Origin of the sequence: Shewanella sp. SM73, from assembly GCF_025653795.1 — a bacterium.
Classification (GTDB): domain Bacteria; phylum Pseudomonadota; class Gammaproteobacteria; order Enterobacterales; family Shewanellaceae; genus Shewanella; species Shewanella oncorhynchi.
In genome coordinates, this window is the sequence record NZ_JAKKRY010000025.1 from 26,445 (window position 1) to 40,023 (window position 13,579).

Sequence of the window (13,579 nt, forward strand, 5' to 3'; positions counted from 1 at the left end):
ATGTGAGAGTAGTCAATCAAATTATGATTGACTTAGATCTAACTCTGGTTAAAAATGGACACATCAAAGGTAGGTTGGAATGAACATGTTTCACCCCTATTGCCTATTGAAAGCCGACCTAGACCTAGGAAGGTAAAGATTAAAAACGTAGTTTTTAAACCCAAAAAAATAAGGAATGAAAATGGCTTCAATTTCTTTGGAAAAAAAGCAGTCGGTCTCACTAGCCAAGCAATCAGGTTCCCCCTTAACTAGCCTTAAATTCGGCTTAGGTTGGGATCCACTAAAAAAATCAGGTTTTTTTGCAAAGCTGTTAGGTGGCGGCGATTCTATTGACCTCGATGCCAGCGTAGTTTTAATGGACGCTCGCGGTAACCGACTCGATACAGTTTGGTTCCGTCAATTAAAGTCTAAGTGTGGCTCTGTTAAGCACAGCGGCGACAACCTTACGGGTGAGGGTGATGGCGACGATGAGAGCATCAGCATTGATTTAACTCGCTTACCAGCAAACGTAGAGCATTTAGCTTTCACTGTTAACAGTTTCCGCGGTCAAACTTTTAATGATGTCGAAAACGCTTTTTGTCGCGTTGTAGACCAAAGCGGCAAAGAATTGGCTAAGTACACCTTGACCGAACAAGGTCAGCATACTGGCATTCTGATCGCAGCCCTTGAACGTAGTGGCGGCGAGTGGAAATTTACTGCTCATGGCTTACCTTGCCGTGGTCAAGTCATTGACGACATGATGGATCAAATCGTTTCAGCGTTGGTGCGCTAATGGATCTTATCCAAGGGGGTAACGCCCCCGTTCCAACACTGCCGCTAACTGTGAGAGTAATCTCTGGCGGCGATGTTGATGTGTCCGCTTTCCGCCTTTATGAAAACAATAAAGTGCAAGACGGCGTTGATATGGTTTTCTATGGCCAGCCTCGAAGTGATGATGGCGCAATCACACTGGAAGGTGGGTCGCTAAACACCTCCTTCAACGTGAACCTAGGCGCTATTCATGCGGCAGTTCAAAAAATTGCATTCACCGCAACAGTAGATGGCGGACAAGTGATTGGCAATCTACGAACCCTGAAAATTCAGGTGGAGCAAGGCGGTAACGTCTTAATCACTTGTGACGTACCTATGAATGGTCGCAGTGAGGCCGCGTTGATTTTGGGTGAGTTATACCGACGCAATGCAGAATGGAAATTCCGCTTCGTGTCTCAAGGTTTTAACGGAGGTCTAAAGCCTTTAGCAGAACATTTTGGGGTCGATGTCGCGGATGAACCTGCGCCAAAACCAACACCAATACCAACACCAACGATCAGTTTGCAGAAGGTGACACTAAGCAAGGACAAGCCAACAATAAGTTTGACCAAGCAAGGTGACAAGTTTGGCAAAATTCGCATTAACCTAAACTGGCACCGAGGCTCAACTCATAAAGGCTTCTCACTGTTTAAACGTGACAATGGTGTTGACCTCGACCTCGGCGCGTTCGTAAGAACTAATGACGGTGGTCGCAATGTGATACAGGCTTTAGGTAACGGATTCGGAAGTCTGAATCATTCACCCTTTGTCGAGTTGCAAGATGATGATCGTACCGGTGATAGTACCGATGGTGAATGGCTATTCGTCAACGGCAATCAATGGGAAAACATCAGTGAAGTGCTCGTGTTTGCATTCATTTACGAGGGTGTGCCTAATTGGGAAAGCACCGATGGCGTGGTGACTATTCATTTGGAGGGACAACCTCCTATTGAAACTCGACTCACGGAAGGCCATTCAGGTCATGGCATGTGTGCCATTGCAAGACTGATTAATAACGGAGGCACAATCAAGGTTGAGCGTATAAACCGTTATTTTACAGGTCACCAGCAAATGGATGAAGCTTTTGACTGGGGCTTTCGCTGGAAAGCTGGCAGCAAATAACCAAATCAAACTAGGAGAAGGCATAATGTCATTTTTAGATAAAGTGCGTAGTGCGGTAAACACAGGCCGTACCGAGTTAGCAAACCAGGTAACTCGTTTCAAGAATAAAAAATTCATGGAAGGTACAGTTGCCGTTTGTGCATTTATCGCCGCTTCATCTAACGGTGTAAGCAGTGAAGAAAAACAGAAGATGGTCGGGTTTATCAAAAACTCCGACGAGCTTAAAGTCTTCGACACTAACGAAGTGATTGCTTTTTTCCAAAAAATTATCTCTGGCTTCGAGTTCGATGCAGATATTGGTAAAGGTGAAGCCTTGAAATACATCGTTGCGTTAAAGAGCGATGGTGGGGCTGCTCAGTTAGCACTGCGTGTAGGTGTTGCTGTAGCGAAGAGTGATGGCGACTTCGATGAATACGAGAAGGCCGCTGTAAAAGAGATTAGTTTAGCTCTAGGACTAGACCCGTCTGACTATCAATAGTAGTAATTAAGGAACGAAATACATGAGTTCAACGCATATAGGCTTCCCACCAGAGACTGTAGCCGTCTTTCTGCTACTTTCAGTAGGGGCGATCCTTATCGACCTGTTCATGCACAGGGATGATAAACCTATCCAACTGAAAAGCGCAGTAATGTGGTCGATTTTTTGGGTAGTCATCTCGTTCGCGTTTGCAGGTTTCCTTTACGCCAATCATGGCGCAGAAGTGGCGAGCTTGTTCGTGACCGGCTATGCGCTTGAAAAGGTGCTATCAGTTGATAACTTGTTTGTCATGATGGCAATCTTCTCTTGGTTTGCTGTGCCAGATGGTTATCGTCACCGCGTTCTGTACTGGGGCGTGATTGGTGCAATCGTATTCCGCGGTATATTCGTCGCAATCGGTACTAGCTTGTTATCACTTGGACCATGGGTTGAGATGGTATTTGCTGTAATCGTTTGCTGGACAGCTGTCATGATGCTGCGAAGTGGTGACGATGACGATGCAATCGAAGATTACTCGGAACATTTGGCTTATCGCTTGGTTAAACGCTTTTTCCCCATTTGGCCTAAGTTAACTAGCCATGCCTTCTTGCTGAAGCAGTCAGAAGTGGACGCAGAACTTGCCAAACCTGAAAACGCAGACGTTCAAGTGGGACGTGTTGGTAAAGCGGCCTACTACGCAACACCGCTAATGCTGTGTTTGGCCGTGGTAGAATTGTCGGATGTGATGTTTGCGTTTGACTCTGTGCCTGCTGTTATCGCGGTAAGCAAAGAGCCTCTAATTGTATACAGTGCCATGATGTTCGCCATTCTTGGCCTGCGAACTTTGTATTTCGTTCTGGAAGCACTAAAGCAGTACCTAGTGCATCTTGAAAAAGCGGTAATCGTGCTGTTGTTCTTCATTGCCTTAAAACTTGGTCTGAATGCAACCGCGCACATCTTCCACCATGAATATACAATCTCCGCAATGGCAAGTTTAGCCGTAGTAGGGGTCGTCTTGTTCTGTGGTGTGTTTGCAAGTTTCGTATTCCCTGAGAATGACGAAGCCGAAGCTAAGTAAATAACTGTTCAAATCTCCAAATCGAAAAAGGAATTAATAAATGGCAACTGTTTCTCTATCTAAAGGTGGCAACGTATCACTAACTAAAACCGACCCTACCATGAAAAAGGTACTGGTTGGCTTAGGTTGGGATGCTCGCTCTACTGACGGTCAAGACTTCGACTTAGACGCTTCAGCATTTTTACTCGGCGAAAATGGCAAAGTGCGTTCGCCAGAAGATTTCGTGTTCTATAACAACATGCGTGCTGCTGGTGGTGCGATTGAACACACCGGAGATAACCGTACGGGTGCCGGCGACGGTGACGACGAAAGCCTAAAGGTCAATCTAGATACTCTGCCTGCTGATGTAGCTAAAATCGTGTTTGTTGTAACAATCCACGATGCTGCGGCTCGTAGTCAAAACTTTGGCCAAGTGAGCGGCGCGTTCATACGCCTAGTTAATGAAGAATCAGGCAAGGAAATTATTCGCTTTGACCTGTCAGAAGATGCTTCGACTGAAACTGCAATGTTGTTCGCTGAGCTATACCGTCATGGCAGCGAGTGGAAGTTTAAAGCTGTAGGCCAAGGCTACAAAGGCGGCTTGTCTTCAGTTTGTGCAGAGTACGGAGTTTCTGCCAACTAATCAGTTGGGCGTATAACAATTTAAATCTAAAGCGGGGCCCCCCCGTATTACAGGGACAATTCCCTAAACATTAGGAGCTTTAAAATGGGTGTATCTTTAGCTAAAGGCGGCAACATCTCTTTAACCAAGGCTGACGCAGGCTTGAAAGTTGTGTTAGCGGGTCTAGGTTGGGATCAGCGCGTTACAGATGGAACTGATTTCGATTTAGACGCCTCAGTATTCATGGTTGGTGAAAACGGTAAAGTGCTGTCTGATGCAGGTTTCGTTTTCTACGGTCAAAAAAATAGCCAATGTGGTTCTGTTGAACACCAAGGTGACAACCGTACTGGTGCCGGCGACGGTGATGACGAGCAGATTAAAATCGATTTAACCAAGATCCCTGCGGACGTCAAGAAGCTGGTTTTCGCTGTTACCATTCACGAAGCAGAACAACGCAAGCAAAACTTTGGCATGGTGAGCAATGGCTACATTCGCGTTGCAAACAACGATAGCCAAGTTGAGCTGGCACGCTTCGACTTGTCAGAAGATGCTTCTGTTGAAACCGCAATGATCTTCGGTGAGCTATACCTACACGGTACAGAATGGAAATTCAAAGCCGTTGGTCAAGGTTTCGCTGGTGGCCTCCAGGCACTCGCTACAGCCCACGGCGTAAATCTGTCTTAATTCGCAGATAACTTAATCCTCAAAGGGCAAACACAACGGAGTTTGCCCTTTTTTTATAAAGCAGTATGGGGAAAAATATGGCGAGAAGAAAAGCGAATGATGAGTCGGTAAAACTCTTCTTTATGGTGGCAGGAGTTTTACTATTTTTACCGTTTATGTTTGTGTCATTCTTTCATTATAAGAAGTTGAAGAAAAACTATTTTTCGACGAGCAATGCTCAACGGGTATTTGATAGCGCTCAACTAATCAAAAGCATTTTGTATAGTGTAGGCTTAATTACCACAACGTTGATCATTATGTTTTATGCTACGAGTCAATTATCAGGACTTGTGGGCCCAGACTACCAAAAGGTTATCCTCGGTCTGGATGCCATGCTTCTAGCGCTAGGTATTTACCCGGTCTGTAAGCTTGCCCAGCGTGTGGCTGTGCGATATTTAGGCGTTATATTCAATGACGATTCTAATAGAATGATAATCCCAGTTGATCTTGCGAACGCAAGTGCAAGCGAAAATCTGCGACTTCAATTTCTAAGACGAATGGGAGAGTGTGAAGAAATTCCTGTTAAGGACATCACCAATATCACTCGGGAAAAAGGGGTCAACTTTTATATTCATGGTGCATTTGGTTCACGTCAAATAAATTTCACCAATAAGCAAAAGCGTGATGAGTGCTTAATGGCTTTGCAAGCTAGAACTAAAGTCAGCCGAGGCGGTGATTTAGGATATTAATAAGAGTCGAGTTAGGGGAAAAATATGGAACTTATTTCAGGTCAAAACATTGGCTTAAGTGGTAGCGAACTTGTCATCGATATGAGCTATCAGCCCGGCGTAAACTTTGCGGGTGAAGTGGATACCTCAGCCTTCTTGTTGACGAACCAAGACAAAGTGAGAAGTGATAGTGACTTCATTTTTTACAATCAGCCAGAATCAACCAATGGGGCGGTTGTTTATAGCAGGACACCTACAGGTGGCCGCTATGTTGTGAACACTGCAAAGGTCGAGCCCACTGTAGATAAGATTGCTTTGACCATGGTAGTGGATGGAAGCAGTACGGTCGGGCATCTTGCCAGTCTTAGCTTAAAGGTGGATGGACAGGCTAATTTCAATGTGCCATTGGACAATCGCAGCGAGAAAGCATTGATCGTCGGGCAGATTTACCGGCATAACGGCGCATGGAAGTTTAAAGCGCTTGGAATGGGGTTTAATGGCGGCTTAGCGGCATTAGCGACAAACTATGGTGTCGATGTGGATGATGAGCCAACACCTGCACCTACCCCCATTCTAGAGGCGTCTAAGCCGCCTGCGGGGGTAAGCCTGGAGAAAAAGCTACAGGAGCAGGCGCCGCATCTTATCAGCCTAGCCAAACCAGTGAGTATTAGTTTGGCTAAGCACAAACTAGAGCATGTTAAGGCTAAGGTCGCCTTCGTTCTCGACGCATCTGGTTCTATGACTCAGCAATTCAAGCAAGGTAATGTTCAAGCTGTTTTAGAGCGAATTACTGTCTTGGCAACACAGTTTGATGATGATGGACAGATGGAAGTTTGGGGATTTGGCGAACGCCACAAAAAATACCCTGATGTGTCGCTAAGTAACATTAAAGGTTATATCTCTGGCATCCAAAACTCGGGTAAACGTGGGCTATTCGAATTATTGCCGACGCTTGGTGGGGTAAATAATGAGCCACCTGTAATGGCTGATGTTATTAAGCACTTCAAAAACAGCCTTGAACCAGTGTTTGTTGTCTTCATCACCGATGGTGGAATCACTAAGACAAGAGCTATCAAAGATGCAATCCGCGAGTCGGCCAATTACCCAATTTTCTGGAAGTTTGTAGGTCTTGGTGGGCACAACTACGGTGTTTTAGAAGAGCTCGACGATTTCACCGATCGTCTTCTTGATAATACTGACTTTTTCCCTATTGATAACTTCAAAACGGTGTCGGACAATATGCTTTATGACAAGCTTTTGATGGAATTCTCGGACTGGCTAGCAGATGCCAAGCGTAAATCGATAATCAAGTAATAAAGTATTATACTTGATGGCAGTGTTCTTATAAATACGCTGCCATTTCTAAAACGGTTATGTCCCAAAGCGAGATATGACCAGTTTGATACTTTAATGCTAAGTTGTAGCTCGATTTAGACTTGCTTGTAGCAATCAGTATGAATCTATATTTCTGGTCACGTTTAATCTAAAACGGTACTAACAGGATTACTTGACTGTTTAGTATGAATCTTAACCTCTCCTACAGGTACTCCACAAAGCCAAGTGTACCGTCAGGCTGTGGTGAGAAAAAGGATACTTGGGTAATAGTAAACCGAACCAGAATTGCAGTAAGAGTATGACTGAGTTCATGGACTAATACACCTGGGCCCGCATAAACACGAAACAACAAACCTCGCCCAATAGTGGGAAATAACCAGTCGCGCAATAGCGATAGTAGCGTTAGGGTTACCCCTAAACTGAATACTGCTAGCCAGCCTTCATTTGCCATAAGTGGTTATTTATGGTTAATAAATACTATTAGATATTTCCATTTCCCTAATGCTGTATGCATGGGCGATGTCAGCACGTTCGACGGCGTTTTTCGCATCAGCCTCCATGCGCTCAACCATCACTTCCAAAGTTTCCATGTGCTTAGCACGGCGTAAGCGTAATACATAGGTTTTCACAGTGTCACTAGCACTATTGAAGTTGAACATCTCACGTAACATTGTTTCGTCCTGAGCAAAAGATTTCCAAATGTATTTCTGGGCAAGACATTAGCACCAAATGATAAGTCCCAGCACAACCGATGCTAAAATAATTTAACTTAGGCCATCATGCAAGCAAGGGGGAAGACAAGCAAGAGCACGGATTGCCGCGGAGCTGCGGGCGGAAACCCCTAAATACTGGGATATGAAACCTTACGATGAACCAAACACTCGTCGCATCATGAAAAGCGATAATAATTGTTAGGTATTTACAGAGATTAAAGCCGCGGAAGCGTTTGTTCATTCCTAATAGACGATAAACGCCGGTGACACATGCAAGGAATAAATTGAATTGAAGACAAATCTGAGAGAGTTAAATGCTATTCAACCCGCTCCGCTGAGTGACTTTGTATTGCGGAACCTATTCGACATTGAAATTGAAATGGGGTGGAAAATTGAAAAGCTCAATTGTGAGGTTACCCGTGAAACGGTCCCATACTCGCTAATAGTAGGCCATGATTTTACGATGGTTTCAGCTATTACTTGGGGAGAATTATTAGATGGCCATAGTAACTCAAGAATGTCGGATTACTTAAAGCGTCTCGAGGAATCACAGAAGTATTTTTGTGATGACAATTGGCCCAAAGATGCCGGAGTTTGGCTCGCAAAACTGGATGGAAAGTATTACTTGGCTGGTGGTAAACACCGCGTGACGATTAATTACTTTCTACGCCATTTCAACATTGAAATCTTCAGTGACTCAATCGTGCTCCCAAATGTTAAAGTCCTTCAATACAAGCTCTTGTAAGAACAATCAATAAAGGTTGAAGATTATGCAAATTGGCCAAAAATTTTTTGCAGTTTCAGAAGCATATTCATTTGAGGATTTAGACAGTTCTCTAGTTGAATTTCCAGTGCGACGTCGTGAGTTTGAAGTATTACCTAAACCAGAGAAAGTGATTACTGACGACGGACAGCACAAAACTATTGAGAACTAATTACCAGAACACCTTAAGTCTGAAGATTGGTTTTTGGTAAGAAGTTTAGAAACTGGCCGGAAATCATGGTTTAACCCTCACAATTATACGATTTCACTGCTCTAACAACGGCATTGTTATCATCGATAGCGGTACTTTCCTTTTGCAGCAGTGGATGTGACGCTATTTAGATGTTTTCGTATAACACACAAATAGTCATTACACTTTGGGCAGCGGTTGAGTAACGAACTGCCTTCAAAATCCAATTTACAAAATACACAGTGATATTTGCAGGTCTCCGTCTTAGCAATCTGCTCTTTAATTCTGTCTAATGTGGACTTGGGTGATTCGGCAGGTTTTTCTTTAGTTCGTTGATACTCAAGCCATGCGCTGCGTCTTGGGTTGTAGATCCAATGCTTCCCCTTGATAGATGACTCAACCCAATCCTGTAGCAACTGTTTAGCCGATTTTAGCCTGTGTGATTCGCTGAATAACTTCGCGAAATGAATTAATTCTAGCTCTAACACCGCCGTATGCTTGTCCTTTCGTAAGTCATCATATATCGGCGCTGGGCGTCCCGGGTGGGATATGTAAAGGCATAACTTACGTTCAGATACCGCTATAACCATGTCAACCTTCACATTATTAACATAGGTATCTTGCGCTAAATCCTTCAGTTCATAGGTGATTCTAGTGTTTTTAGTAATGACGTGCTTTTCGCCATCCAGGTCAACATCAAGAGGCGGCAACATTAACAGGCCTTGCTCCTTAAACAGCTGCTTAAGCATGTAGCGCACTGAGACATAGAACGAGAATTTACAAGCCTCAATTTCTTCCTTACTTACTTCTTTGCAGTCATGGGCAAAGTGGGGGGCATTAACCTCTCCCAGCCGAGCGAGTAAGGCTATGCCGCACGATGGGCAAACACAATCGCAGGACTTACCCCGAGTTGCTTCTTCCACATCGATATATACACCATCACTGCGTAAACCAAAGGGGATGAGGTTCATAATTACTTTCTTCTATCAAGCACCAGATGGATCATCAATCAATTTTGAATTTCGGTCATGTTTCATCTAAAACGGTACGAGCAGGGGTACTTGATTGTTCAGGATAGAATTTTTATTACTCTCCCACAAGGTCTGATCTAAATTTTCAAATTTTTTATAAATACTGCTATTATTACTGATTATTTATACAGTGGTTTGCAAGTATGAAACTCATAATATGCCATGCGAGTGCGGGAATTTCGGGTTTTCCAAGTCCTGCAGCGGATTACGTTGAATTACCCCTTAGTCTTGATCAGCTGCTTGTTGAGCATCCTAGCTCGACCTGGTTTGGTCGTGCTGCGGGCCGCTCAATGGAAGGGGTTGGGATCTATGATGGCGATATACTGGTGATTGACCGTGCTGCCAAGCGCCGCAATCTCTCTATTGTTGTTGCCAGCTATAACGGAGAATTTACCGTAAAGCTCCTTGATGAAAAGCGCCGGCTTCTGGTTTCGATTGATCAGCAGCAAAATATGACGTCCGTTTCTATCGATGATGCAGATACCTTCTCGGTGGAAGGGGTGATCATCAAGTCTATTCGACTTCATGAGCATTCAAGCTTACTTGAACAATATCTGAGTCAATCATGTACGGACTGATTGATGCCAATTCATTTTATGTGTCGTGCGAAATGGTGTTTAGGCCCGACTTGCGCGGACTTCCCGCGATTGTGCTCAGTAACAACGACGGCTGTTGTGTGGCAATCAACCGCGCGGCCAAGTCCGTTGGCGTGAAGAAATTTGCTCCTTACTTTGAGCAGCAACATCTATGTAGACGACATAATGTGCAGGTGTTTTCATCTAATTATGCACTTTATGCCGATCTATCGGCAAAAATGATGCAAGTGATCGGACGGTTTGCGCCCGAGCAATACGTGTACTCTATTGATGAGTCGTTTGTGTCATTTCAACACTGTGCAGCAATCCCAGATTTAAACGCCCATTGTACCCTGTTGCGCCGTGCTGTTTGGCGTGAGTGCCGTTTACCTGTTTGCGTGGGTGTTGGTGAGACATTAACCCTTGCGAAATTGGCTAATCATGCCGCGAAACAATTGGCTCAATATAAAGGTGTTTGCGTTATTGATAACGATGCGCAGCGTATTGAGATATTAAAATCGATGCCAGTTGATGAGGTTTGGGGGATTGGCCGCAAACTAACGGTAAAACTGGGATTACTGGGTGTGCATACTGCCTATGATTTGGCACAACTGGCGCCGAAAGTAGCACGACAACATTTTTCTATCGATGTAGAGCGAACAGTGCGAGAACTCAATGGGCAGATCTGTAAAACGTGGGATGTCACCAAAGCAGATAAGCAGCAAATATTTTCCACCCGCAGCCTAGGCGAACGAATATGTACCCGGGAACATTTACACCAAGCGTTAGCAAAGCATGCCGCAATTGCCGGTGCGAAGGTTCGAGAACAAGGCTCATTGTGTAAAACAATGGTCGTGTTTGCTGCCAACTCGACACATGATCCACAGCCTATGTATTTTAAAAGGCTTGTTCAGTTTACTTGTGCCACTGATGACAGTCGTGAACTGTGCGCCGCGGTTAGCCGCGAGCTATCAAACCTCTATCGCCCTGGTGTGCGCTATTACCGTATTGGTGTAGGCCTGATTGATCTTTGCCCTAAAACCTCAGTGCAATATGACTTATTTAATGCGCCCAAGAGCGACCCTAACTTAATGAAAATCTTTGATAGTCTGAATAATCGCTATGGCCGTGATGTGTTGTATATTGCTGCACAGGGGAGTGATCAGCATTGGACTATGCGCCGAGAATTTCTATCACCTCAATACACTACTCGTTGGTCCGATATACCGACGGTTAAAGCGTAACAGGATTCTGTGACGTTATGGCCATCGGCTAAGCACCACTGAAACGAGACTGGATGATACGGCGCCACTACCGGTTTGCAGTGTTGGCCATTTTTGCCCCTTCCTGATTTGCCTAAAGCAATCCCTAGGTGCTTTAATAGGATAATTCCAACCGGTAGGAGAAGTTTATGCTATTCAAACCCACTGCGCATTCACGTCGCTTGCTCCCAAAGTATCTCACCGCGGCCGTCCACAGCATTTTTGAAATGCGCGATGACACAGCACTCCCGTTAGGGGCCTTTTTCGACAAATTAGGAACAGAGACATGGCTCCACCAAGACGGCTTTTGGTATGCCCCTGTCGATATCCAGCAATACGAGCGCCGCGACATCGATCAGGCCATTGTTGCTCTCTTCCGTGAAGGCATACTCTCCGGTACCCCGTTTCGCACGCCTGCCAACAAACTAATCGAATTTGAGCTGATGGACCCGAATATAGAAGCACTATTGCCACGCATGAGAGACGTTTTCGCCCGATAACGAATTAGGTTGTGCTTATATGGCGCCGGTTAAGTAGCATTAAGTTTGCTAGATCCTGAATGAGATATTATTTTTAATGAGTAGTCCCTATTACTCATTGAAAAGGAATTCACGATGCATACGACGCGAATCGCTGCCGCCATTTTGTTACTTTCTGGCTGTACAAGTACCCTCAAGACAACAGTCGTTACAATTAGCAACTCTGACAACGCTAAATATGCCCAACAAGGACTTGTCTACTACTTACCGGCATCGAGTCAAGTTGTTACGCTGACTCACAAGCTGCTTTATTGTCAAATGAACAAAGGTATACTTGATTTTGATTATCAGACCACAGCTACAGTCAAACAAACTGCTCACCCCGATCTCACTAAGGTGTTCGTAGTAGACCCTGAAGAACTGCATGAATTTACCAAAGACTGGGGGATGACAGTGTTTATGCATCCCAATGGGCTCCTTAAGTCTTTTGCAACCAATGCCGATGATAAATCTATTGAGTTGGGCATGGCCGCCGTGAAAACCATTGTCAATATTGCAGCCATTTCTCAAGGAATACCAATCTCATTAGCCAGTCCTCCAAAGGAGATAGTAAAAAGTTTTGAACCCAAAGGGATGTGTATTCCCGAACTCAGCCAAGAACCTATTGTGTCGGTAGTGATGGATTCACTCACGGCCACGGTGCTAAGTAAAACTACAGAGCTAAATAAACAGCAGAAGAAGTTAGCTGCAGCCAAGGGGGATACCACTGTACAAGAGCAAGCGGTACTTGCCGCACAAAAAGCGGTTTCGCAGGCATCTTTAGCCCTCGAGAAGTTCCAGAAGAAGATCACTCTGCAGCGCGAATACACCTACGATACGGCGAAAATTGCAGATGCCAGCATTGAGATCACTAACAGACTGGAAGACTTCCTTCCATGGGTTTACTCTAATGATTCCAGCCGCAGGAATTACCTCGCTGAGAATATGGCCGTCAAATACAGTTTCAAGTTAAGCATTGAGAATACGGCTTCAAATTATCTGAAGAAAGAAACAACGGTCCAGCCGAAAAATGATTATTTTGGGTTGTATTATTCAACTTTTGGCACGCGCCAGCTTAAACTAAATCGTACGGAAAAAGGTAATGCATCCGCAGGGTCCTTGCTGTTCAGTGGGTTTATTACCGCGCCAGAGTTTGGCTATGTGGCCATACTGCCATTCAAGAATCATCTTGGGGAAAGCAACTCTTTTACCGCCAATTTTGACAGTTCAGGCGGGCTGACTGACGTTGTCTACGGCACCGTGCGCACAGGTTCAGAACAAGTGACCGCAGCCTTGTATGAAGCAACCGATGCCTATAACGAATATACCAAAGGGAGACAAACTACCCGGGAGGCTGACAAGCAAGAGTTCCAGACATTATCGATCCATGCTCTATCGATCGCGAATAGTACCTACCAAAATCTGACAGTCGATCAATTAACTGCTCGTGCTGGCATAGTCCGAACGCTGCTAATCAAGCTGGGAGACACCGAACAGGGTAGGGACTGTCTCTTGATCAGATCTCATAGCGTTTTTCCGGCTTCAAAAAGGGCTTTGGCTAATCGATAGCCCTTTACTTGAGCCTGAAGATCATCCCATCCTTCCCAAATCGTGGTCCAGCTAGCCATTCCCGTGCGCTTGCTATCATTAAAGCCGCCTAATTTCGCCAGAGACTGATAGGCCCACTTCATATTTGGTGCCTCTTTGCCTTTGTGCGCCCTTGGCTTGTAGAGCGCCATCAGTACTCGCCATTC

17 protein-coding genes and 1 pseudogene are annotated in these 13,579 nt (G+C 44.9%); 14 read left to right on the forward strand and 4 right to left on the reverse strand.

Going from position 1 to position 13,579, the window contains the following annotated elements:
- Window positions 1–181 precede the first annotated feature (181 nt).
- The 8 genes from L5M51_RS22045 to L5M51_RS22080 all read left to right on the forward strand — a co-directional run bounded on the left by L5M51_RS22045 (window position 182) and on the right by L5M51_RS22080 (window position 6,752).
- Window positions 182–772 carry a TerD family protein gene (locus L5M51_RS22045; protein WP_263174682.1) on the forward strand — a complete coding sequence of 197 codons (591 nt, stop codon included), beginning with the start codon at window positions 182–184 and terminating at the stop codon, window positions 770–772.
- Window positions 772–1,911: a TerD family protein gene (locus L5M51_RS22050; protein ID WP_263174684.1), complete on the forward strand. Its 1,140-nt coding sequence runs from the start codon at window positions 772–774 to the stop codon at window positions 1,909–1,911. Before L5M51_RS22045 ends, L5M51_RS22050 begins: the two co-directional genes overlap by 1 nt.
- Window positions 1,912–1,936: 25 nt before the next feature.
- Window positions 1,937–2,389, forward strand: a complete 453-nt coding sequence (locus L5M51_RS22055; protein WP_263174686.1) for a tellurite resistance TerB family protein — start codon at window positions 1,937–1,939, stop codon at window positions 2,387–2,389.
- A 22-nt stretch (window positions 2,390–2,411) separates the two neighbouring features.
- Complete coding sequence (locus tag L5M51_RS22060) at window positions 2,412–3,446, forward strand: TerC/Alx family metal homeostasis membrane protein (protein WP_263174688.1); 1,035 nt, start codon at window positions 2,412–2,414, stop codon at window positions 3,444–3,446.
- A gap of 40 nt (window positions 3,447–3,486) precedes the next feature.
- Window positions 3,487–4,068, forward strand: coding sequence for a TerD family protein (locus tag L5M51_RS22065; protein ID WP_115407278.1), 582 nt, complete (start codon window positions 3,487–3,489; stop codon window positions 4,066–4,068).
- Between the two features lie 84 nt (window positions 4,069–4,152).
- Window positions 4,153–4,731 carry a TerD family protein gene (locus L5M51_RS22070; RefSeq protein ID WP_115407279.1) on the forward strand — a complete coding sequence of 193 codons (579 nt, stop codon included), beginning with the start codon at window positions 4,153–4,155 and terminating at the stop codon, window positions 4,729–4,731.
- A 77-nt stretch (window positions 4,732–4,808) separates the two neighbouring features.
- Complete coding sequence (locus L5M51_RS22075) at window positions 4,809–5,459, forward strand: hypothetical protein (protein ID WP_263174691.1); 651 nt, start codon at window positions 4,809–4,811, stop codon at window positions 5,457–5,459.
- Window positions 5,460–5,483: 24 nt separating this feature from the next.
- Window positions 5,484–6,752, forward strand: coding sequence for a vWA domain-containing protein (locus tag L5M51_RS22080; protein WP_263174693.1), 1,269 nt, complete (start codon window positions 5,484–5,486; stop codon window positions 6,750–6,752).
- 223 nt (window positions 6,753–6,975) lie between these two features.
- On the opposite strand, the gene L5M51_RS22085 is transcribed toward L5M51_RS22080, so the two are convergent.
- Window positions 6,976–7,224: a hypothetical protein gene (locus tag L5M51_RS22085; RefSeq protein WP_263174694.1), complete on the reverse strand. Its 249-nt coding sequence runs from the start codon at window positions 7,222–7,224 to the stop codon at window positions 6,976–6,978.
- A gap of 16 nt (window positions 7,225–7,240) precedes the next feature.
- A complete protein-coding gene (locus L5M51_RS22090) occupies window positions 7,241–7,444 on the reverse strand; it encodes a hypothetical protein (protein WP_263174697.1) in 204 nt (67 codons plus the stop codon).
- Window positions 7,445–7,775: 331 nt separating this feature from the next.
- On the opposite strand from L5M51_RS22090, the gene L5M51_RS22095 reads away from it, so the two are divergent.
- Together L5M51_RS22095 and L5M51_RS22100 are read left to right on the forward strand one after the other, a co-directional pair.
- Entirely contained in the window at window positions 7,776–8,231 is a 456-nt protein-coding gene (locus tag L5M51_RS22095) for a hypothetical protein (protein ID WP_263174699.1), read from the forward strand.
- 25 nt (window positions 8,232–8,256) lie between these two features.
- Window positions 8,257–8,421: a hypothetical protein gene (locus tag L5M51_RS22100; RefSeq protein ID WP_263174700.1), complete on the forward strand. Its 165-nt coding sequence runs from the start codon at window positions 8,257–8,259 to the stop codon at window positions 8,419–8,421.
- Between the two features lie 119 nt (window positions 8,422–8,540).
- Here L5M51_RS22100 and L5M51_RS22105 read toward each other — a convergent pair whose 3' ends face one another.
- Entirely contained in the window at window positions 8,541–9,410 is an 870-nt protein-coding gene (locus L5M51_RS22105) for a hypothetical protein (RefSeq protein WP_263174701.1), read from the reverse strand.
- A 203-nt stretch (window positions 9,411–9,613) separates the two neighbouring features.
- Here L5M51_RS22105 and umuD point away from each other — a divergent pair, with 203 nt between their 5' ends.
- From umuD to L5M51_RS22125, 4 genes are all read left to right on the forward strand, one after another.
- A complete protein-coding gene (gene umuD / locus L5M51_RS22110; protein ID WP_263174703.1) occupies window positions 9,614–10,048 on the forward strand; it encodes a translesion error-prone DNA polymerase V autoproteolytic subunit in 435 nt (144 codons plus the stop codon).
- Window positions 10,036–11,289 (forward strand): Y-family DNA polymerase, encoded by a 1,254-nt coding sequence (locus tag L5M51_RS22115; RefSeq protein ID WP_263174704.1) that lies wholly within the window; start codon window positions 10,036–10,038, stop codon window positions 11,287–11,289. The genes umuD and L5M51_RS22115 overlap by 13 nt, the downstream gene beginning before the upstream one ends.
- Before the next feature lie 167 nt (window positions 11,290–11,456).
- Entirely contained in the window at window positions 11,457–11,807 is a 351-nt protein-coding gene (locus L5M51_RS22120; RefSeq protein WP_263174705.1) for a hypothetical protein, read from the forward strand.
- Between the two features lie 114 nt (window positions 11,808–11,921).
- Window positions 11,922–13,394 (forward strand): hypothetical protein, encoded by a 1,473-nt coding sequence (locus L5M51_RS22125; protein WP_263174708.1) that lies wholly within the window; start codon window positions 11,922–11,924, stop codon window positions 13,392–13,394.
- Here the strand turns inward: L5M51_RS22125 and L5M51_RS22130 are convergent.
- Window positions 13,349–13,579: pseudogene (locus L5M51_RS22130) on the reverse strand (IS4 family transposase); the annotation flags it as partial. The gene L5M51_RS22125 and the pseudogene L5M51_RS22130 sit on opposite strands and share 46 nt — an antisense overlap.